Origin of the sequence: Coprococcus phoceensis, from assembly GCF_900104635.1 — a bacterium.
GTDB lineage: Bacteria > Bacillota > Clostridia > Lachnospirales > Lachnospiraceae > Faecalimonas > Faecalimonas phoceensis.
In genome coordinates this window covers 1,395,101-1,416,215 of sequence record NZ_FNWC01000007.1, presented here as the reverse complement: position 1 = coordinate 1,416,215, position 21,115 = coordinate 1,395,101, and the positions used below count along the sequence as shown (strand labels likewise).

The 21,115-nt window shown below is 41.0% G+C and carries 18 protein-coding genes; 17 read left to right on the top strand and 1 reads right to left on the bottom strand.

Annotation, left to right across the window (positions count from 1 at the left end; translation table 11 throughout):
• Window positions 1-4 precede the first annotated feature (4 nt).
• From mnmA to gpmI, 7 genes are all read left to right on the top strand, one after another.
• A complete protein-coding gene (mnmA, locus tag BQ5364_RS10545; RefSeq protein ID WP_004613875.1) occupies window positions 5-1,093 on the top strand; it encodes a tRNA 2-thiouridine(34) synthase MnmA in 1,089 nt (362 codons plus the stop codon).
• Between the two features lie 3 nt (window positions 1,094-1,096).
• Window positions 1,097-1,903, top strand: coding sequence for a histidinol-phosphatase HisJ family protein (locus tag BQ5364_RS10540; protein ID WP_071144268.1), 807 nt, complete (start codon window positions 1,097-1,099; stop codon window positions 1,901-1,903).
• Window positions 1,904-2,046: 143 nt separating this feature from the next.
• The gene (gap, locus tag BQ5364_RS10535; protein WP_004613873.1) at window positions 2,047-3,060 is read left to right on the top strand and encodes a type I glyceraldehyde-3-phosphate dehydrogenase; all 1,014 of its coding nucleotides are present in this window, start codon (window positions 2,047-2,049) and stop codon (window positions 3,058-3,060) included.
• Window positions 3,061-3,199: 139 nt separating this feature from the next.
• Window positions 3,200-4,393, top strand: a complete 1,194-nt coding sequence (locus tag BQ5364_RS10530; protein ID WP_071144267.1) for a phosphoglycerate kinase — start codon at window positions 3,200-3,202, stop codon at window positions 4,391-4,393.
• 120 nt (window positions 4,394-4,513) lie between these two features.
• Window positions 4,514-5,263, top strand: coding sequence for a triose-phosphate isomerase (gene tpiA / locus BQ5364_RS10525; RefSeq protein ID WP_022250925.1), 750 nt, complete (start codon window positions 4,514-4,516; stop codon window positions 5,261-5,263).
• 111 nt (window positions 5,264-5,374) lie between these two features.
• A complete protein-coding gene (locus BQ5364_RS10520; protein ID WP_022250926.1) occupies window positions 5,375-6,004 on the top strand; it encodes an NUDIX hydrolase in 630 nt (209 codons plus the stop codon).
• Window positions 6,005-6,107: 103 nt separating this feature from the next.
• On the top strand, window positions 6,108-7,646 hold the full coding sequence (gene gpmI / locus BQ5364_RS10515) for a 2,3-bisphosphoglycerate-independent phosphoglycerate mutase (RefSeq protein WP_071144266.1): 1,539 nt from the start codon (window positions 6,108-6,110) through the stop codon (window positions 7,644-7,646).
• 86 nt (window positions 7,647-7,732) lie between these two features.
• Here gpmI and BQ5364_RS10510 read toward each other — a convergent pair whose 3' ends face one another.
• Window positions 7,733-11,980: a 2-hydroxyacyl-CoA dehydratase gene (locus BQ5364_RS10510; protein ID WP_071144265.1), complete on the bottom strand. Its 4,248-nt coding sequence runs from the start codon at window positions 11,978-11,980 to the stop codon at window positions 7,733-7,735.
• Between the two features lie 257 nt (window positions 11,981-12,237).
• Here BQ5364_RS10510 and BQ5364_RS10505 point away from each other — a divergent pair, with 257 nt between their 5' ends.
• The 10 genes from BQ5364_RS10505 to BQ5364_RS10460 all read left to right on the top strand — a co-directional run bounded on the left by BQ5364_RS10505 (window position 12,238) and on the right by BQ5364_RS10460 (window position 21,114).
• A complete protein-coding gene (locus BQ5364_RS10505; protein WP_004613867.1) occupies window positions 12,238-13,104 on the top strand; it encodes a rhomboid family intramembrane serine protease in 867 nt (288 codons plus the stop codon).
• A gap of 25 nt (window positions 13,105-13,129) precedes the next feature.
• On the top strand, window positions 13,130-14,566 hold the full coding sequence (pyk, locus tag BQ5364_RS10500) for a pyruvate kinase (RefSeq protein WP_004613866.1): 1,437 nt from the start codon (window positions 13,130-13,132) through the stop codon (window positions 14,564-14,566).
• A gap of 208 nt (window positions 14,567-14,774) precedes the next feature.
• On the top strand, window positions 14,775-16,865 hold the full coding sequence (locus BQ5364_RS10495) for a polyribonucleotide nucleotidyltransferase (RefSeq protein WP_071144264.1): 2,091 nt from the start codon (window positions 14,775-14,777) through the stop codon (window positions 16,863-16,865).
• Between the two features lie 92 nt (window positions 16,866-16,957).
• Window positions 16,958-17,911, top strand: coding sequence for a stage III sporulation protein AA (gene spoIIIAA / locus BQ5364_RS10490; protein WP_136017820.1), 954 nt, complete (start codon window positions 16,958-16,960; stop codon window positions 17,909-17,911).
• A 20-nt stretch (window positions 17,912-17,931) separates the two neighbouring features.
• Window positions 17,932-18,450, top strand: a complete 519-nt coding sequence (locus BQ5364_RS10485; RefSeq protein WP_022250932.1) for a stage III sporulation protein AB — start codon at window positions 17,932-17,934, stop codon at window positions 18,448-18,450.
• Between the two features lie 12 nt (window positions 18,451-18,462).
• Complete coding sequence (spoIIIAC, locus tag BQ5364_RS10480) at window positions 18,463-18,657, top strand: stage III sporulation protein AC (protein ID WP_022250933.1); 195 nt, start codon at window positions 18,463-18,465, stop codon at window positions 18,655-18,657.
• 11 nt (window positions 18,658-18,668) lie between these two features.
• On the top strand, window positions 18,669-19,055 hold the full coding sequence (spoIIIAD, locus tag BQ5364_RS10475; protein ID WP_004613861.1) for a stage III sporulation protein AD: 387 nt from the start codon (window positions 18,669-18,671) through the stop codon (window positions 19,053-19,055).
• Window positions 19,052-20,227 (top strand): stage III sporulation protein AE, encoded by a 1,176-nt coding sequence (locus BQ5364_RS10470; protein ID WP_004613860.1) that lies wholly within the window; start codon window positions 19,052-19,054, stop codon window positions 20,225-20,227. Before spoIIIAD ends, BQ5364_RS10470 begins: the two co-directional genes overlap by 4 nt.
• Window positions 20,228-20,237: 10 nt before the next feature.
• Window positions 20,238-20,567 (top strand): stage III sporulation protein AF, encoded by a 330-nt coding sequence (locus BQ5364_RS10465; RefSeq protein WP_004613859.1) that lies wholly within the window; start codon window positions 20,238-20,240, stop codon window positions 20,565-20,567.
• The gene (locus BQ5364_RS10460; protein ID WP_004613858.1) at window positions 20,557-21,114 is read left to right on the top strand and encodes a SpoIIIAG-related protein; all 558 of its coding nucleotides are present in this window, start codon (window positions 20,557-20,559) and stop codon (window positions 21,112-21,114) included. The genes BQ5364_RS10465 and BQ5364_RS10460 overlap by 11 nt, the downstream gene beginning before the upstream one ends.
• Window position 21,115 lies beyond the last annotated feature (1 nt).

Here is a 21,115-nt window from a genome sequence, read left to right as displayed (position 1 = left end):
CCAAATGGAAAAGAAGAAAGTAGTTGTCGGGATGTCGGGCGGTGTAGACTCATCGGTTGCGGCGTATCTTTTAAAAGAAGAAGGATATGATGTGATTGGTGTGACGATGCAGATTTGGCAGGATGAAGACAGAGCCATACAGGAAGAAAATGGAGGATGCTGTGGCTTGACAGCGGTAGATGATGCCAGAAGAGTTGCGAGTGATCTGGGGATTCCTTATTATGTTATGAATTTTAAGAAGGAGTTCAAAGAAAATGTAATTGACTATTTTGTTGATGAATATTTAAATGGAAGGACACCAAATCCATGTATTGCATGTAACCGCTATGTGAAGTGGGAGTCGCTCCTGAAAAGAAGTATGGATATCGGAGCAGATTATATTGCAACAGGTCATTACGCCAGAATTGAAAAACTTCCCAATGGAAGATATAGCCTGAGACGTTCAGCCACACTTGCAAAGGATCAGACATATGCGCTTTACAATCTGACACAGGAGCAGTTGAAGAGAACACTGATGCCGGTCGGCGCTTATGCGAAAGAGGAAGTACGGGAAATTGCAGAAAAAATTGGGCTTCGAGTGGCGAACAAACCAGACAGTCAGGATATTTGTTTTGTGCCCGACGGAAATTATGCGGAATTTATCGAGGAGACAATTGAGAAAAAGATTCCGGAAGGAAATTTTGTGTTGTCGGATGGAACTGTTGTCGGAAGACATAAAGGAATTACCCATTACACAGTTGGACAGAGGAAGGGACTTGGTCTGTCGCTTGGACATCCTGTTTTTGTCTTGGAGATCCGCCCGGAGACGAATGAAGTTGTGATTGGCAGCAATGAGGAATCACTTACGTATACATTGCGGGCAAATCAATTGAATTTTATGTCCATTGAAGATCTGAAAGAGGGAGAGAAAATCCGTGTATTTGCCAAAATACGCTATAATCACAAAGGTGCTTGGTGCGAAGTGGAACGTATTGGAGAGGATGAGGTACGTTGTACATTTGAAGAACAGCAAAGGGCTGTGACACCGGGGCAGGCTGTTGTTTTTTACGATGGAGATTATGTTCTTGGCGGGGGTACGATTATAGGAGAATAGAATATGATAAAAGCAGATTTTCATATGCACACATCGTTTTCGTCTGATTCGGAGACGATGCCGGAAAAAATGGTTGAAGAGGCAATAAGAATGGGACTTAAGACAATCTGTTTTACGGATCATCAGGATTTTGACTTTCCGGGAGAAGAAACTCTCTTCTTATTTGATACTGATACCTATTTTCGGAAAATGAAAAAACTACGGGAAATGTATCAGGACAAGATTGATATTCGAATTGGTGTGGAGATTGGACTTCAACCGCATTTGGGGAATGCATATAAAGAGTATGTTTCGTCGTATCCGTTTGACTTTGTGATTGGATCTGTACACGTTGTGAATCGGATGGATCCGTATTACGGAGAGTTTTTTGAAGATAAGACAGATGCAGAAGCTTACCGTCAGGCATTTTTGGAGACACTGACGGACATTCGGGCAATTAAAGATTTTGATGTACTGGGACACATTGACTATATTGTCCGATACGGAAAAGAAAAAGAAAAATATTATTCTTATACAAAATTTTCGGATGAAATTGACGAAATTTTAAAATATTTGATCGCACATGGAAAAGGGATTGAACTCAATACAGCAGGGTTTAAATATGGATTGGGCTTTTGTCATCCGCATCCTGACATTTTAAAAAGATACTGTGAGCTTGGAGGAGAGATCATCACAATCGGGGCAGATGGACATAAGCCTGAACATATTGCATATGATTTTGAAAAGGTGGCTCCGATCCTGAGAGAATGTGGATTCAAATATTATACAGAATTTAAAGAAAGAAAGCCAGTTTTTAAGCATCTTCCATAAAATTCAAAAATAGACTTGAATTTTTGTACTATCTTTAGTACAATCTTAAATAGGTTGATGATTCTTTAACATAGTAAAGAATATCACTATAGACGCTGTGAAACAGTAATTAATAATTAATTAAACTTTAGGAGGAATTAATCATGGCAGTAAAAGTAGCGATTAATGGATTTGGACGTATTGGACGTCTTGCATTCAGACAAATGTTCGGAGCAGAAGGATATGAAGTAGTTGCAATCAACGACTTAACATCTCCAAAAATGTTAGCTCACTTATTAAAATACGATTCATCTCAGGGAAAATACGCTTTAGCTGATAAAGTAACAGCAGGTGAAGATTCTATCACAGTAGATGGAAAAGAAATCAAAATTTATGCAAAAGCAAACGCTGAAGAACTTCCATGGGGAGAAATCGGTGTTGACGTTGTATTAGAATGTACAGGATTCTATACATCAAAAGCAAAAGCAGAAGCTCATATCAAAGCAGGTGCAAGAAAAGTTGTTATCTCAGCTCCAGCAGGAAATGACCTTCCAACAATCGTTTACAATGTAAACCATGACACATTAAAACCAGAAGATACAGTAATTTCAGCAGCTTCTTGTACAACAAACTGCTTAGCACCAATGGCTGATGCATTGAACAAATTAGCTACAATCAAATCTGGTATCATGTGCACAATTCATGCTTACACAGGTGATCAGATGACACTTGATGGACCACAGAGAAAAGGTGATTTAAGAAGATCTCGTGCAGCAGCTGTTAATATCGTACCTAACAGCACAGGTGCAGCAAAAGCAATCGGTTTAGTTATTCCAGAATTAAACGGAAAATTAATCGGATCTGCTCAGCGTGTTCCAACACCAACAGGATCTACAACAATCTTAACAGCAGTTGTTGAAGGAAACGTAACAGTTGATGAAATCAATGCAGCTATGAAAGCAGCAGCTAACGAATCTTACGGATACAACGAAGATGAAATCGTTTCAAGCGATATCGTTGGTATGAGATATGGTTCTTTATTCGATGCTACACAGACAATGGCTCTTCCATTAGACAATGGTACAACAGAAGTACAGGTTGTTTCTTGGTATGACAATGAAAATTCTTACACAAGCCAGATGGTAAGAACAATCAAATACTTCTCTGAATTAGCATAATCTTATTCTATTCAGAATTATTTAAGATCCAAAAAAGGGGTCCGGTCTTATTGGGGACCGGGCTCTTTTTTTAGAAATAATGGTACATATATGTATAGTTATTTCAATGATAAAATCATATTTTTAAGGAGGCAATACTATGCTTAACAAAAAATCAGTAGATGATATCAATGTAAAAGGGAAAAGAGTTCTTGTAAGATGTGACTTTAATGTGCCATTGATTGATGGAAAAATCACAGATGAGAACCGTCTTGTAGCTGCTCTTCCTACAATTAAAAAATTAATTGCAGACGGTGGAAAGGTTATTCTTTGTTCACATCTTGGAAAACCAAAGGGAGAGCCAAAACCAGAATTATCATTGGCGCCAGTTGCAGTGAGATTATCTGAGTTATTGGGACAAGAAGTAAAATTTGCAGCAGATGCAACTGTTGTTGGTGAGAATTCGAAGGCTGCAGTAGCAGCAATGAATGACGGAGATGTTATCCTTCTTGAAAATACTCGTTACAGAGCAGAAGAAACAAAAAATGGAGAAGAATTCAGCAAAGAGTTAGCTTCTTTATGTGATGTATTTGTAAATGATGCATTTGGTACAGCTCACAGAGCACACTGCTCAAATGTAGGTGTTACGAAATATGTAGATACAGCGGTTGTTGGTTACCTGATGCAAAAAGAAATTGATTTCTTAGGAAATGCAGTAAATAATCCGGAAAGACCATTCGTTGCAATTTTGGGTGGAGCGAAAGTATCAAGCAAGATTTCTGTAATCGAAAACTTACTTGACAAAGTAGACACATTAATCATCGGCGGTGGAATGTCTTACACATTCAGCAAAGCTATGGGCGGAAAAGTAGGTATCTCTTTATTAGAAGAAGATTACTGTGATTTTGCTTTAAACATGTTGAAAAAAGCAGAAGAAAAAGGTGTAAAATTATTACTTCCAGTAGACCATGTTATTGCAGATGATTTCTCTAATGATGCAAATATTCAGGTTGTGAGCAGAGGAGAAATCCCGGATGGATGGGAAGGTCTTGATATCGGACCAGAGACAGCAAAATTGTATGCTGAAACTGTAAAAACAGCAAAAACAGTTGTATGGAATGGACCAATGGGATGCTTCGAGATGCCAAACTTTGCAAAAGGTACAGAGGCAGTAGCAAAAGCATTAGCAGAGACAGATGCAGTGACAATCATCGGTGGTGGAGATTCTGCAGCGGCAGTTAACCAATTAGGATACGGTGATAAGATGACACACATCTCTACAGGTGGCGGAGCTTCTCTTGAATTCTTAGAAGGTAAGGAGTTACCTGGGGTAGCAGCTGCTAACGATAAGTAATAGCATGCATATATGACAAAATGACTGCGTTAGATGCGGCTTGACGTACTTTTTTGTACGACGGCGCCACATTGAACAGTTACAAATAATAAATGAAATAGTAATTGGGAGACGATAAAAATGGCAAGAAGAAAAATTATTGCAGGAAACTGGAAAATGAACAAAACTCCAAGTGAGGCAGTTGCGTTGATCAACGAATTAAAACCTTTAGTAGCTACAGAAGATGCGGACGTAGTATTTTGTGTACCGGCAATCAGCATTATTCCAGCAATCGAGGCGGCAAAAGGAAGCAACATCGAAATCGGTGCTGAAAATATGTACTTCGAAGAAAGTGGAGCATATACAGGAGAGATCGCACCAAATATGCTTACAGATGTTGGGGTAAAATATGTTATCATTGGACACTCTGAGAGACGTGAATATTTTGCAGAGACAGATGAGACTGTCAATAAAAAAGTAAAAAAAGCTTTTGAACACGGAATTACACCAATTGTTTGCTGTGGAGAGACATTAACACAGAGAGAACAGGGTGTTACGATTGATTTCATTCGTCAGCAGATTAAAATTGCTTTCTTAGATGTGACAGCAGATCAGGCTAAGACTGCGGTAATCGCTTACGAACCAATTTGGGCTATTGGAACAGGAAAAGTAGCTACAACAGAACAGGCACAGGAAGTTTGTGCAGCAATCCGTAAATGTATCGGAGAAATCTATGATGAAGCTACAGCAGAAGCTATCCGTATTCAGTACGGTGGTTCTGTTTCAGCCGCAAGCGCTCCAGAGTTATTTGCCCAGGCAGATATCGACGGTGGACTTGTTGGTGGAGCATCATTAAAACCAGATTTTGGAAAAATTGTAAATTACAAATAGTATTTGAAATTTAGTAACTAACAGGGGGTCATTGGCTAGAACAGTCAGTGACTCTTTGCTGTTTTCTGAAAAACAGTGTGATACAAATTTTTAGGGGAGAGTGTGTTTAGCATGCGAAGAGTAGAAAGTATTAAGCAGACAACACAAAACAAGTTTTTGAACATGTACGAGCTAGATATGGAAAGTGATACAGGGAAGCACAGTACCTATTTTGTGGCATCCAGAGCAAAGACGATAGAAGAGTTGAAGATTAAGACAAGAGAAAACAAGGCAGATGGAGTGATTATATATAGTGTCTATCGAGATGAAAAAGAGAAAAAAGAAAAACTGGTCTTAATTCGTCAGTATAGATGTCCTTTGGATGATTATATCTATGAGTTTCCAGCGGGACTTGTGGATGAAGGGGAAGACTTTAAGATGGCTGGCATGAGGGAACTAAAAGAGGAGACCGGACTTGATTTTCAACCGATTGATGCGGCGGATATGTATACAAAGCCGTATTTTACGACGATCGGCATGACAGATGAATCTTGTGGGACTGTGTATGGATATGCGAGCGGAGTTCCTTCCAAAGAAGGGCAGGAGGAGAATGAGGTGATTGAGATTGTACTTGCAGATAAAGCGGAGGTGCGAAGAATCTTAAAGGAAGAGAATGTGGCAATTATGTGTGCATATATGCTCATGCATTTTTTAAATACACCAGAAGGACATGTATTTGATTTTTTACAGGAACGCATCTGAGCTGAGAAATTCATGGGTAAAAACTTGCAACGACAAGGAAAATCATGTAAAATAATTCAGGTAGGATAAAAGATAAAAGTTTAACATAAAGGAGAATGAAAAGATGAGTAAGAAACCAACAGTTTTAATGATTCTTGATGGATATGGTCTGAATGATAAGCATGAGGCAAATGCGGTATTTGAAGGTAAGACACCTGTAATGGATAAATTGATGGCAGAGTATCCGTTTGTAAAAGGAAATGCCAGCGGTATGGCAGTGGGACTTCCGGAAGGTCAGATGGGAAACTCAGAAGTTGGCCATTTGAATATGGGAGCAGGTCGCATCGTATATCAGGATTTGACAAAAATTACAAAGGCAATTCAGGATGGAGATTTCTTTGAAAACGAGGCATTGTTAGAAGCATGCAAAAACGCAAAAGAGCACGATTCAGCGCTCCATATGTTCGGACTGGTTTCAGACGGTGGAGTACACAGCCACAACTCTCACATCTATGGATTGTTAGAACTTGCAAAAAAACAAGGGCTTTCAAAAGTTTATGTACACTGTTTCCTGGATGGACGTGATACACCGCCGGCATCTGGAAAAGACTATGTACAGGAATTAGCGGATAAGATGAAAGAAATCGGAGTAGGTGAGATTGCATCTGTAATGGGACGTTACTATGCGATGGACAGAGATAACAGATGGGATCGTGTAGAATTGGCATACAATGCAATGGTAAAAGGTGAAGGTGAGACTGCAGAGTGTGGACCATGCGCAGTTCAGGCGTCTTATGATGCAGAAAAAACAGATGAATTTGTGTTACCGACAGTGATTGTAAAAGATGGAGCGCCTGTTGCGACAATTAAAGAGAACGATTCTATCATCTTCTTCAACTTCAGACCGGACAGAGCAAGAGAAATCACAAGAACGTTCTGTGATGACAACTTTGAAGGATTTGACAGAGGAGAAAGAGTTAAGACAACATTTGTATGCTTTACAGAGTATGATGTGACAATTGAGAATAAATTAGTTGCTTTCCATAAGACGGAGATTACAAATACGTTTGGTGAGTTCCTTGCAGTAAACGATATGACACAGGCAAGAATCGCTGAGACAGAAAAATATGCACATGTTACATTCTTCTTCAACGGCGGTGTCGAAGAGCCAAATAAGGGAGAAGACCGTATCTTGGTGAAATCTCCAAAGGTTGCTACATATGACTTACAGCCTGAGATGAGCGCATTTGAAGTGTGCGACAAGTTAGTAGATGCAATCAAATCTGAGAAGTATGATGTGATCATTATCAACTTTGCAAATCCGGATATGGTAGGACACACTGGTGTAGAAAATGCAGCAATTAAGGCAATTGAAGCAGTGGACTCATGTGTGGGAAGAGCTGTTGAAGCAATCAAAGAAGTAGACGGACAGATGTTTATTTGTGCAGACCACGGAAATGCAGAGCAATTGGTGGACTATGAGACAGGAGAGCCATTTACAGCTCATACAACAAATCCGGTTCCGTTTATCTTAGTAAATGCAGATCCTGCATACAAATTAAGAGAAGGCGGATGTCTGGCAGATATTGCTCCGACATTGATTGAATTAATGGGAATGGAACAACCAAAAGAAATGACAGGAACATCACTTCTTGTGAAATAATTATAGAGAACATAAAAGACCTTGCATGGAGCGTGAAGCTTTGGCAAGGTCTTTTTTGAATTAGAGGAAATTCCTTTGGAATCCTATTAGTTGTTTTTGCTTAAGTTTTTATTTGCAGTTGACAGCATCAATTTGATACGATTCAACTGGTTTACTTCGCTTGCGCCAGGATCGTAGTCGATGGCAACGACGTTTGCGAGCGGATAACGCCGTCTCAGTTCTTTAATCACGCCTTTTCCGACAACATGGTTTGGAAGGCAGGCAAATGGCTGGGTGCAGACAATGTTTGTCGTGCCGTTATGAATGAGTTCCAACATCTCTCCGGTTAAGAACCAGCCTTCTCCGGTCTGATTTCCGAGAGAAACAATATCTTTTGCCATATCTGCAAGGTCTGTAATCTTCGCCGGCGGATCAAAGTGCTTACTTTGCGCAAATGCTTTTGCGGCAGGGGCGCGGAACCATTCCAGTGCTTTGATTCCCAAGTTTGCCTTGTAGGCAGTTGCTTTTTTCATGCCCAGTTTTTCTGCTTTGAAGTTACTATTGTAGAAACAGTATAAGAAGAAATCCAGCAGATCAGGAACGACTGCTTCGGCACCTTCTTGTTCCAACAGCTCTACAAGATAGTTGTTTGCTGCAGGAAGGAATTTTACAAGAATCTCACCAACGATTCCAACACGCGGCTTTTGGATATCTAACATCGGAAGATTGTCAAAGTCCTCAATGATCTCCTTGCACATTTTGTTGAATTCACGTCTGCCAGGATGCTTTTTCTGTACGAATGCAATACATTTTTTCTTCCATTTTTCATGGAGAGCATTTGCAGAGCCAGGAACCGCCTCGTATGGGCGGACACGATAGAGCGCTCTCATGAAAATATCTCCAAATACAACCGCATACATCCCTTTTAAAACGAGTGGAAGCGTAATCTTAAAGCCGGGGTTTTCTTCCAGTCCGCTTAAATTGATGGAGATAACCGGAATATGTGCATAACCAGCCTTTTCCAATGCACGTCGTATAAATCCGATGTAGTTGGAAGCACGACATCCTCCGCCTGTCTGGGAAATGATCACGGCAATCTTATCTGTGTCATACTTTCCGGAAAGAATGGCCTCCATAATCTGACCAACTACCATCAAGGAAGGGTAGCAGGCATCGTTGTTTACATATTTTAATCCCACATTTACCGCGGATTTATTATCATTTGCAAGCACTTCAATATTGTAGCCGCAAGAGCGGAATGCGGGTTCTACAAGCTCGAAGTGAATCGGAGACATCTGCGGGCAAAGTATTGTGTAGTTTTTTCGCATCTCTTTCGTAAATGGAACCTTCACAATAGAGGATGGCTTGATCTCGCGTGAAGTATGTTTTTCTTCTCTGACGCGGATGGCAGAGAGAAGAGAACGAATACGGATTCGCGCGGCACCTAAGTTATTCACCTCGTCGATTTTCAGTGAAGTGTAGATTTTGCCGGACTTTGTCAAAATATCTGCTACTGCGTCGGTTGTTACTGCATCCAAACCACAACCAAAAGAATTTAATTGAATCAGATCTAAATTATCTTTTGTCTTTACATAGTTAGCGGCTGCATACAATCGTGAGTGGTACATCCATTGATCCATTACGATAAGCGGGCGTTCTACTTTATGTAAATGAGAGACAGAGTCTTCTGTCAGTACGGCAATTCCATAAGAATTGATCAGTTCCGGAATTCCATGGTGTACTTCCGGATCGATGTGGTATGGGCGCCCTGCAAGGACGATACCACGTTGACCGGTCTTATCCAAATATGCAATGGTTTCTTCTCCTTTTTTGCGAATGTCTTCGCGACATTTGGCGAGCTCTGTCCAAGCGAGGTGAACTGCCTGTCGGATCTCATCAGCCGGAATTGAAAATTCTTTGGAAAGCTCCTCAATCAGGCGGGTTGATAAGGTGTCTTCGCTTTTAAACGACATAAATGGATTCTTGAAATTAACCTTTCCGTTTGTGATCTCATCCATGTTATTTTTTATATTTTCGGCATAAGAAGTAACAATCGGACAGTTATAATGGTTGTTGGCATCTTCAAATTCCTGTCGTTCATAAGGAATACAAGGGTAGAAGATAAAAGGAATTCCCTGCTGAATGAGCCATTCTACATGTCCGTGAGCAAGTTTTGCCGGATAACACTCGGATTCACTTGGGATTGATTCAATGCCAAGTTCATAAATTTTTCGATTGGAAGCCGGAGAAAGTACTACGCGGAACTTCAAAGTATTGAAAAATGTAAACCAAAACGGATAGTTCTCATACATATTCAGCACACGTGGAATGCCAACAGTTCCCCGGACTGCTTCAGATTCCTCAAGCGGCTGATAATTGAAATAACGCTGCATTTTGTACGCAAACAGGTTTGGCATACCGTTGTCAGATTTTTCTTTTCCAAGACCACGTTCACAGCGGTTACCGGTAATGAATTTGCGCCCGCCACTGAATTTATTGATCGTCAGACGACAGTTATTCGTACAGCCTTTACATTTTGCCATGCTGGTACTGTACTCTAGATGCTTAATCTCTTCAATGGAAAGCATCGTAGTTCCTTTGCATTCGCTGAAACGTTCGCGCGCAATGAGAGCTGCGCCAAATGCCCCCATGATTCCGGCAATATCCGGTCGCACTGCCTGGCAGTCGGCGATTGTCTCGAAACTTCGAAGAACAGCATCATTATAAAATGTACCGCCCTGCACGACGATCCGCTTCCCAAGTTCAGAAGCATCGGATACTTTGATAACTTTAAACAGTGCGTTTTTGATAACAGAATATGCAAGTCCGGCAGAAATATCAGCGACGGAAGCCCCTTCCTTTTGCGCCTGTTTTACTTTTGAGTTCATAAATACGGTACAGCGTGTGCCGAGGTCGATTGGATGGTTGGCGAACAATGCTTCATGAGCGAAGTCCTCCACGCTGTAATTCAATGATTTTGCAAATGTTTCAATGAAAGAACCGCATCCGGAAGAGCAGGCTTCGTTTAGCTGAACGCTGTCGACGGTCTGATTCTTAATTTTAATGCATTTCATATCCTGACCGCCAATGTCGAGGATACAGTCTACATCCGGCTCGAAGAAAGAGGCGGCATAATAATGAGATACCGTTTCCACTTCGCCTTCATCAAGAAGCAAAGCGGACTTGATCAGTGCTTCGCCATATCCGGTAGAGCAGGAGTGCGCAATCGTGACTCCTTTTGGAAGCTGACGGTAAATATCTTTGATTGCTGTGATTGTCGTACCAAGAGGATCTCCATCATTGCTGTGATAGAAGGAGTAGAGTAAAGTTCCGTCTTCTCCGACTAAAGCAGCCTTGGTAGTAGTGGAACCGGCATCAATTCCAAGGAATGCTTTTCCTTTATAAGAGGAGAGATCAGCAACAGGTACTTGATGTTTTGTGTGTCTGCTTTGAAACTCATCATAGTCTGCTCTGCTCGAAAATAGTGGGGTGAGTCGTTCAACCTCAAAGTCCATGTGGATATGTCCGGCAAGGCGCTCCTGCAACTCCTGAAGAGAAACACTCAGATTTCGCTTGGAGTTCAGTGCAGAACCAATTGCAGCAAACAGATGAGAATGTGTCGGAGCAATAATATGCTCATCATCTAATTTCAATGTTCGGATAAACGCCTCCCGCAATTCAGAAAGGAAGTGAAGAGGTCCCCCTAAAAAAGCGACATGCCCGCGGATTGGCTTCCCGCAGGCGAGTCCACTGATCGTCTGATTCACAACAGCCTGAAAAATAGAGGCGGACAAATCTTCTTTCGTAGCCCCTTCGTTGATCAATGGCTGGATATCTGATTTGGCAAATACACCACAACGTGCAGCAATAGAGTAGAGAGCTTTGTAGTTCTTTGCATATTCATTCAGACCGGTTGCGTCTGTCTGTAACAGAGAAGCCATCTGGTCAATGAAAGAACCGGTACCTCCGGCACAAATCCCGTTCATGCGCTGCTCTACATTACCGCCTTCGAAATAGATGATTTTTGCATCTTCTCCACCAAGTTCGATTGCGACGTCTGTCTGTGGAGCATAGTCTTGAAGTGCAGTAGATACTGCAATGACTTCCTGAACAAATGGTGTCTCTAAGTGTTTTGCAAGTGTCAGTCCACCGGAACCGGTAATGACCGGCGATACGTGGATGGCTCCCAGTTTGTAAATTGCACGTCCGAGCAAATCGGAAAGAGTCTCTTGAATATTTGCAAAATGACGCTCATAGTCAGAGAAGAGCACCTCGTTTTGCTCGTTCAAAATCGCAATTTTTACAGTAGTGGAACCGATATCAATTCCTAAAGTATATAAATTATTGTTACTCATATCTATCTCCTTTTTATGGATAAGAAACAGATAGTTTCTTATTAAAATGGATTTCGTTTTTTTGACAACCTACATTATACGATAAGATGTCGAAAAACACAATTTGAAAATATGTGGAATATTTTAAGCTTTTAGGGTTGAGAAATTGTTAAAATTATGTAAATATAAATAGCCCGATTGACAAACCGAATTAGTGAGGATACAATTACTACTAGTTGTTGAGAAAGTAAAAAAAATAATAAAGGAGCTATATTTTTATGAATTGGATTAGCAAGTTAGAACGGAAGTTTGGACGATATGCAATTCAGAATCTGATGTTTTATGTGATTGCGTTGTATACCGTTGGCTTTGCACTGAGTTTGGTTGCTCCGGAATTCTATTATCAGTATTTGTCACTGAACATAGAAGCGGTGTTTCACGGGCAGATCTGGAGGTTAGTTACATTTTTGATGCAGCCGCCAAATTCGAGTGCGTTGTTTATGGTGTTTGCATTGTATTTATATTATATGATCGGACGTCAGCTTGAATACGCATGGGGAGCTTTTCGATTTAATCTGTATTTCTTTACGGGAGCACTGTTCCACATATTGGCAGCGATTCTCGTGTATGTGATAGCGGGAGTATCCTTCCCACTTGGGACGTTTTACTTGAATTTGTCACTGTTTTTTGCGTTTGCTGCGCTGTATCCGAACGAACAGTTCCTGTTGTTTATGGTGATTCCGATTAAGGTGAAATATCTGGCGTGGCTGGATGCGGCTTATTTTGGATATGCGATTCTGCAGGCATTTTTGCCGGCATATGGAGGAAGCGTATTTGGAATTGTCTATAAGGCAAATGCATTGGCTGCAGTGGTATCCATTTTGAATTTCCTGATTTTCTATGTTTCGACAAGAAATATGAAACGGTATTCGCCGAAGGAAGTTCGTAGGAAAAAGGCTTATAAAAAAGCAGTATATGAGGCAAAAAGAGAGCAGCACTATGAAGGTGGTGCAAAACATAAATGTGCAGTCTGCGGACGCACGGAACTTGATGATGAAAATTTGGAATTTCGTTATTGTTCAAAATGCAATGGGAACTACGAATATTGTCAGGACCATTTGTTTACGCATGAACATGTGAAATAGAAATAAAAAGGCAGGAGAGAACGAGATGAAGAAGACAAAAATTATTTGTACCATGGGACCAAACACAAACGACAGAGAGTTAATGAAAAAATTAGTCGAAAATGGAATGGACATTGCCCGTTTCAATTTCTCACATGGAGATCATGAAGAACAGAAAAGCAGAATGGATATGCTCAAAGCAATTCGTGAAGAAGCTGGAAAACCAATTGCGATTCTTTTGGATACAAAAGGACCGGAGATTCGTACAGGTGTGATAAAAGATGATAAAAAAGTGACACTTGTAGAGGGACAAAAATTCACATTAACTACAAAAGACGTGGAAGGCGATGCAAATCGAGTTTCCATCACATATGAAGGTCTTGTAGAAGATGTTGAAATCGGAAAGAAAATTTTGATTGATGACGGCTTGATTGAGCTGGAAGTAAAGAATATTACGGATACGGATATTATTTGCCGTGTAATTAACGGTGGTGAACTGGGACAGAAAAAAGGTGTGAATGTGCCGAATGTACCGGTGAGACTTCCTGCACTGACAGAAAAAGACCGTCAGGATATTATTTTTGGTGTGGAACAAGGGGTTGACTTTATTGCGGCGTCGTTTGTGCGTTCGGCAGAAGGCGTTCTTGAGATCAAAGCATTGTTAAAAGAGTGTGGAGCACCACATCTTCCGGTTATTGCCAAGATTGAGAATGCAGAAGGAATTAAAAATATTGATGAGATTATCCGCTGTGCAGACGGAATCATGGTTGCACGTGGAGACCTGGGAGTGGAGATTCCGGCGGAAGAAGTTCCATATCTTCAGAAGATGCTGATCCAAAAATGTAACAGTAACTATAAACCGGTTATTACAGCGACACAGATGTTGGATTCTATGATGAGAAATCCAAGACCGACAAGAGCTGAGGTGACAGATGTTGCCAATGCGGTATATGATGGAACAGATGCGGTGATGCTCTCAGGTGAAACTGCACAGGGAAAATATCCTTTAGAAGCACTTCAGATGATGGTTCACATTATCGAGAATACAGAAGAGCATTTGGATTATGAGACACTTCTTGGAAAAGCACAGGCACATCGCAAAAAAGGAATTTCCAGTGCGATCGGCTACTCATCTGTTGCAACAGCAGCAAGCCTGAATGCAAAATGTATCGTCACACCGACGGTATCCGGTGCAACAGCCAGAGTGGTATCAAAATTCAGACCGAAAGCACCTATTATCGGAGTGAGCCCAAGTGCGCTGACGCTTCGCAAAATGCAGCTTTACAGAGGCGTATATCCAATCAAATCAATTCAGTTGGAGACGACAGAAGATATTTGTGAAGAGGCTATTAATCTTGTAAGTGCAAAACAAATTGTGGAACCGGGAGACATCGTTGTATTGACAGCAGGAATTCCGGCAAGAAGCGAAGGAATGGCAAAAGAGGGAATAAGCAATATGATGCGTATTGCCGTTGTAGAGTAGAATAAGTGATCGTATTACAGGGACAGGAGTTTTTTAGAACACCTGTCCCTGATTGACATTTGCCCTGTCTATATGATACAATATTACAGATTACGGACAGGGTAGATTAGCCGAGACCACTGAAAAGGATATTTATCAAAACAAAAAAGTATATTTTTCAGTAGTTTCGGAAAAACCCGTTCAATGTGTAAAGAAAAAGGAGAAGAATATGTTTAAAAAATTTGAGATGGAATTAGCTGGCAGAACACTTCGTGTAGATGTGGGAAGAGTTGCTGCTCAGGCAAATGGTGCAGCACTGATGCACTATGGGGAGACGGTTGTATTATCAACAGCGACAGCTTCAGAAAAACCGAGAGAAGGAATTGACTTCTTCCCACTCAGTGTTGAATATGAGGAAAAATTATATGCGGTAGGAAAGATTCCGGGAGGATTTAACAAAAGAGAAGGAAAAGCCTCTGAGAATGCAATCCTTACTTCGCGTGTCATCGACAGGCCGATGAGACCGTTGTTCCCGAAAGATTACAGAAATGATGTGACGTTGAACAACCTGGTATTATCTGTTGATCCAGATTGCAGTCCGGAACTGACGGCGATGTTAGGATCTGCAATCGCAACAGCAATTTCGGATATTCCGTTTGACGGACCGACTTCCACTACACAGGTTGGTATGATTGACGGAGAGTTTGTATTTAATCCGAATGCCGCTCAGAGAGCAGTATCAGATATGCAGCTTACAGTTGCTTCCACAAGAGACAAAGTAATCATGATTGAGGCAGGAGCAAATGAGGTTCCGGAAGCGAAGATGATCGAAGCTATTTTTGCAGCTCATGAAGTGAATCAGGAAGTGATTAAATTCATCGATACGATCGTTGCGGAATGTGGGAAAGAAAAACATGCTTATACAAGCTGTGCAGTACCGGAAGAGCTGTTTGCGGCTATGAAAGAGATTGTAACTCCAGAAGAGATGGAAGTTGCAGTGTTTACTGATGAAAAACAAGTAAGAGAAGAGAATCTTCGTGTAATTAGAGAAAAATTAGAAGAAGCATTTGCGGAAAATGAAGAATGGCTTGAAATTTTGGGAGAAGCATTGTATCAGTACCAGAAGAAAACAGTTCGTAAGATGATCTTAAAAGATCACAAACGTCCGGACGGAAGAGCAATCGATCAGATCAGACCGCTTGCTGCTGAGACAGATATCATTCCGAGAGTACATGGTTCTGCTATGTTTACACGTGGACAGACACAGATTTGTACAATCACAACACTGGCACCTTTGTCAGAGGCTCAGAGAATTGATGGGCTGGATGAGGCAGAGACTTCAAAAAGATATATGCACCACTATAACTTCCCGTCATACTCAGTTGGAGAGACAAAACCATCAAGAGGACCGGGACGCCGTGAGATCGGGCATGGAGCACTTGCGGAAAGAGCACTTGTGCCGGTACTTCCGACAGAAGAAGAATTTCCATATGCAATCCGTACTGTTTCTGAGACATTTGAGTCAAATGGTTCTACTTCACAGGCAAGTATCTGCGCATCTAGTATGTCACTGATGGCGGCAGGTGTACCGATCAAATCAGCTGTTGCGGGTATCTCAGCAGGTCTTGTAACAGGTGATACAGACGATGATTATCTTGTGCTTACAGATATTCAGGGATTAGAAGATTTCTTTGGGGATATGGACTTTAAGGTTGCAGGTACACACAAAGGTATCACAGCAATTCAGATGGATATCAAGATTCATGGTTTGACAAGACCGATTATTGAAGAGGCGATTGCTCGCACAAAACAGGCAAGAACTTATATCTTAGATGAGGTAATGGCAAAGACAATTGAACAGCCAAGACCGGAAGTTGGACCGTATGCACCGAAGATCCGTCAGATGCAGATTGATCCTGCAAAGATTGGTGATGTTGTCGGACAGCGTGGTAAGACAATCAATGCAATTATTGAGCAGACAGGTGTGAAGATTGATATCACAGATGAAGGTTCGGTATCTGTATGTGGTGTTGACGCACAGAAGATGGACGAGGCGATGAAGATGATTGCAACGATTGTGACAGATTTTGAGGCTGGACAGGTATTTGAAGGAAAAGTTGTAAGCATCAAAGAGTTTGGCGCATTTATCGAATTTGCACCGGGAAAAGAAGGAATGGTTCATATTTCTAAAATTTCTAAAGAAAGAATCAAACATGTGGAAGATGTTCTCACACTGGGAGACAAAGTAAAAGTGGTTTGTCTTGGAAAAGATAAGATGGGAAGAATCAGCTTCAGCATGAAAGACGTTGTAGAAGAATAGAATAAAAGTTAAAAAGAGTTTTCAGTGATGAAAGCTCTTTTTTTGTACTAATTTTGGAACTTGTTCATATACTGTCTAAAGAGGTGAGATGAATGGAGGATATGAAAAAAAAGAATCAAAAAAAGCAGATTATACGAGTGCTTTCGGAATCGGTACAAAAGATTATTGAGCAGGAAAGAATGGACTTTTCAGAACTACAGGAGATACGTTTGAGGATAGGACAGCCTGTGACTGTGCTGTATCAAAATGAGGAACTGATTTTACCGACGATGTATTCCGAGAAAAAAAGGCTCGGGAAACAGGAAATGAAAGAGACGATAGAGCATATCAGTAATTATTCACTTTATGCGTATGAGCATGAATTAAAACAGGGATTTATCACGATTGAAGGAGGACACAGAGTGGGAATGGCGGGACAGGTAATTATGGAAGGGGGAAAAATAAAGAACATGAAGTATATTTCTTCGATTAATATTCGAGTATCACATGAGGTTTTGGACTGCGCAAACAAGATATTTCCCTATATTACATATAATAAACAGATGTATCATACATTGATTATATCACCGCCAAGATGTGGTAAGACAACACTGCTAAGAGATGTGATACGGCAGATTTCTGATGGAAACCGTTGGATTAAAGGCTGTACAGTCGGAGTGGTAGATGAGCGTTCGGAGCTTGGCGGCTGTTATCTTGGAGTCATACAGAATAATCTTGGGATGAGGACGGATATTTTAGACAGGTGTCCGAAAGCGGATGGTATGATCATGCTGATTCGTTCAATGGCGCCACAGGTGGTGGCTGTAGACGAAATCGGTGCGAAGGAAGATGTGCATGCGATTGAGTATGCAATGCACTGTGGGTGCAAAATGTTGGCGACAGCACATGGGGATTCTATGGAAGAAATTTGCAAAAAACCTATTTTTGAAAAATTGATCAGGGAAAAAAGATTTGAGCGCTATGTCATCTTAAGCAACCGATACAGACTTGGATGGATTGAGGCGGTCTATGATGAAAACGGAGATTTAATTTATCGAGAAGCGTGAGCTTAGAAGGAGGAGGCTTTGTGCAAAAAATTATTGGAGCAATCTTGATCATTCTGGCAAGTGGAGGAATCGGAGTGACAAAAGGACTTGAGCTACAAAAGTATTTGAGAGAACTGGAACTGCTAAAGCAGTTGTTTTGGATGCTGAAAAGAGAAATCCAATATACGAAAGCCCCTTTTTCGGAAGCGTTTTCTCACATTGGAAGGCGCATGGAAGGAGCGCAAGGCGAATGGCTGCTCTATTTGGCGGAGCAGATAGAAGAAAAAGCAGGAGCTACCTTCTTTGAGTTGTGGACAGAGTCAATTGACCGTTGTCTGATAAAGTCGCAGTTAAAAAACAAGGATAAGGAAGAACTGAAAGCAATCGGAATGCAGATGGGGTATTTAGATGAGCAGATGCAGCTGGGGACAATTGATTTGTATTTGGAACAGCTTTCGTTCGTAATTCAAAAGACGAGAGAGGAACTGGTTATGAAAAAGCGACTATGTAACTGTCTTGGTGTGATGGGGGGAATTTTCCTTGTAATTATTCTGATATAAGTGGAGGCGAAGATGAGTGTAAATTTAATTTTTAAAATTGCTGCTGTGGGAATATTAGTCTCGGTTCTGAGTCAGGTATTAAAACATAGTGGGAGAGAAGAACAGGCATTTTTGACAAGCTTTGCAGGACTTTTACTCGTGCTGTTTTGGATTGTTCCTTATATTTATGAACTATTTGAATCGATCAAGAGACTGTTTTCATTATAGGGGTGTTTTTAATGAGTATTGTACAAGCCGGGGTTCTTGGAGTGATGGGTGCGCTTCTTGCAGTCCAATTCAAAAATGGAAAAACAGAATATGGAATTTATATGAGTGTGGCAATCAGTGTTTTTATTTTTTTGAGCATTGTCGGACGATTGGAAGAGATTATTAATACCATAAGGCAGATTAGTGGGCACATTAACATGGATACCTCTTATATTGCAACCTTGATCAAGATGCTCGGTGTTACTTATATCGCAGAATTTGCTTCGGGGATCTGTCGGGATACCGGATATCAGACAATTGCTTCTCAGATTGAGATTTTTGGAAAACTGACCATTCTGGTCATGAGTCTTCCTGTTTTACTTGCCCTGCTTCAGACGATACAGGAATTTTTGTCATGAGAGGGAAAGGAATAATACTCTGTATTTTTATAGTGATTTTGGGTTGCTTTTTTTCTCCGCGAACGGTCTATGCGACAGAAATCCGAGACAAGGACGAGCAAGCTGAACTTCAGAAAGAGGCGGAGGAAACAATTTGGAAAGAATTTGAATTCTCAGAGATTGAAGATTTGCTGGATGATATTTTCCCGGAGAAGAAAACAGACTTCCAAGATTTGATAAAAAAGATGTTAAGTGGACAGACTGAACCTTCGCTGCAAGTGATTGGTGAAATGATATCGGATCAATTTTTTTACGAATGGAAGAGCAGCAAAGCGGGAATGGTACACATTCTCCTGATTGTGATTGTGGCGGCAGTATTTACTAATTTTTCCAATGTATTTCAGAATCAGCAGATATCAGAAATCAGCTTTTACGTATTATATCTGCTTTTGATCACAATCGGGCTTAATTCGTTTCGTATTTTGATCGTGTCGGCAAGTGAGAATCTGGAGCGCCTGATCGGGTTTATGAAAGTGCTTGGACCTGTCTACTTTCTGGCGGTCGCTTTTGCGGCAGGAAGCAGCACTTCCATTTTGTTTTACAACCTGGTATTGCTCTTGATTTATCTGGTTGAGCTTGTTATTTTGAATTTTTTGATTCCATTTGTACAAGTCTACATTGTGGTAAAAGTTATGAATAATTTGTCGGAGGAAGACTATCTTTCTAAATTTGCAGAGCTTTGCGAGACGGTGATCGCATGGACGTTAAAGACACTGCTTGCGGGAGTGACAGGGGTAAACATTATACAGGGACTTTTAAGTCCGGCAATTGACTCACTGAAAAGAAGTGTGGTGGGAAGAAGCGCGGAGGCGATACCGGTTGTAGGTGATGCAATCGGAGGGGTGACGGAGGTGATGCTAGGGACCGCAGTATTGATTAAGAATGGAATCGGAGTTGCAGGAGCATTGGTCTGTATTGGAATCTGTCTGGTTCCGATTATACAGATGGCAGTAGTGACCCTGCTCTATAAATTGATTGCCGCAATGATACAACCTGTTTCGGATAAGAGAATAGTAGGCTGTATCAGCAGCATCGCAGATGGATCTCAGATGCTGCTTCGTATTATATTTACGACGGGGGTGCTTTTTTTATTGACAATCGCAGTAGTGACAGCGACCACTATGGCAGGTTAGGAGGGAAAAATTGATTGCGTTTTTTTATCAATGGCTGCAGAATATTGCGTTTTATCTGATTTTGATTACAGCCATCATTCAAATTATTCCGAATCACAGCTACAAAAAGTATATTCGTTTTTTTACCGGATTGATTCTGATCGTGATGCTTTCAGAACCAATCATGAAGGCAATCGGAATGCAGACGACATTTTCGGAATTGTATCATAATGCCTCATATCAGCAAAAGATCAGGGAAATCGAAGAGGCGACCAAGTATCTGGAGGGAATGTCGCTTGAAGATGTAGGAAAAGAAGAGACAGATGAAATCGAGGTGGAGGAGATTCAGATTGAAAACTAAGTTTGAATGGAAACTAAAAAAAAATCAATTGATGCTCACGCTTTTGGTGGGGATTCTTCTGATTGTCATTGCAATGCCGGTAAAAAAGACAAAGACAAAAGATGTGCCTGTCGAGGCGGGAACAGAAAACAGTTATGAAGATGAGTACGAAGAAGCGGTGGAGAGGAAACTAGAAGAGGTGTTGCGGGAAGTAGAGGGGGTGGGAAACGTAAAGGTGATGGTGACGTTTCAGTCTTCATCGGAAAAAATTATTGAAAAGGATCAGGCGACAAACAGTCAGACTGTAACAGAGAGCGACAAACAGGGAGGAAAACGCGAAACAAAGGAAGCGCAGGACAGTGAGGCGACAGTGTACAACAGCACGTCCGGAGGTGAGCAGACACCGTATGTAACAAAAGAAGTCAACCCAAAAGTGGAAGGGGTTGTCGTCATTGCAGAAGGGGGTGGAAATGCAGTAGTCATAAAAAATATTACAGAAGCAATCCAAGCATTATTTGATGTAGACACGCATAAAATTAAAGTAATGAAACGAAATCAAACAAATTAGG

Coding starts and splice junctions, on each gene's coding strand:
- mnmA (WP_004613875.1), top strand. CDS start 5: ATGGAAAAGAAGAAAGTAGTTGTCGGGATGTCGGGCGGTGTAGACTCA.
- BQ5364_RS10540 (WP_071144268.1), top strand. CDS start 1,097: ATGATAAAAGCAGATTTTCATATGCACACATCGTTTTCGTCTGATTCG.
- gap (WP_004613873.1), top strand. CDS start 2,047: ATGGCAGTAAAAGTAGCGATTAATGGATTTGGACGTATTGGACGTCTT.
- BQ5364_RS10530 (WP_071144267.1), top strand. CDS start 3,200: ATGCTTAACAAAAAATCAGTAGATGATATCAATGTAAAAGGGAAAAGA.
- tpiA (WP_022250925.1), top strand. CDS start 4,514: ATGGCAAGAAGAAAAATTATTGCAGGAAACTGGAAAATGAACAAAACT.
- BQ5364_RS10520 (WP_022250926.1), top strand. CDS start 5,375: ATGCGAAGAGTAGAAAGTATTAAGCAGACAACACAAAACAAGTTTTTG.
- gpmI (WP_071144266.1), top strand. CDS start 6,108: ATGAGTAAGAAACCAACAGTTTTAATGATTCTTGATGGATATGGTCTG.
- BQ5364_RS10510 (WP_071144265.1), bottom strand. CDS start 11,980: ATGAGTAACAATAATTTATATACTTTAGGAATTGATATCGGTTCCACT.
- BQ5364_RS10505 (WP_004613867.1), top strand. CDS start 12,238: ATGAATTGGATTAGCAAGTTAGAACGGAAGTTTGGACGATATGCAATT.
- pyk (WP_004613866.1), top strand. CDS start 13,130: ATGAAGAAGACAAAAATTATTTGTACCATGGGACCAAACACAAACGAC.
- BQ5364_RS10495 (WP_071144264.1), top strand. CDS start 14,775: ATGTTTAAAAAATTTGAGATGGAATTAGCTGGCAGAACACTTCGTGTA.
- spoIIIAA (WP_136017820.1), top strand. CDS start 16,958: ATGGAGGATATGAAAAAAAAGAATCAAAAAAAGCAGATTATACGAGTG.
- spoIIIAC (WP_022250933.1), top strand. CDS start 18,463: ATGAGTGTAAATTTAATTTTTAAAATTGCTGCTGTGGGAATATTAGTC.
- spoIIIAD (WP_004613861.1), top strand. CDS start 18,669: ATGAGTATTGTACAAGCCGGGGTTCTTGGAGTGATGGGTGCGCTTCTT.
- BQ5364_RS10470 (WP_004613860.1), top strand. CDS start 19,052: ATGAGAGGGAAAGGAATAATACTCTGTATTTTTATAGTGATTTTGGGT.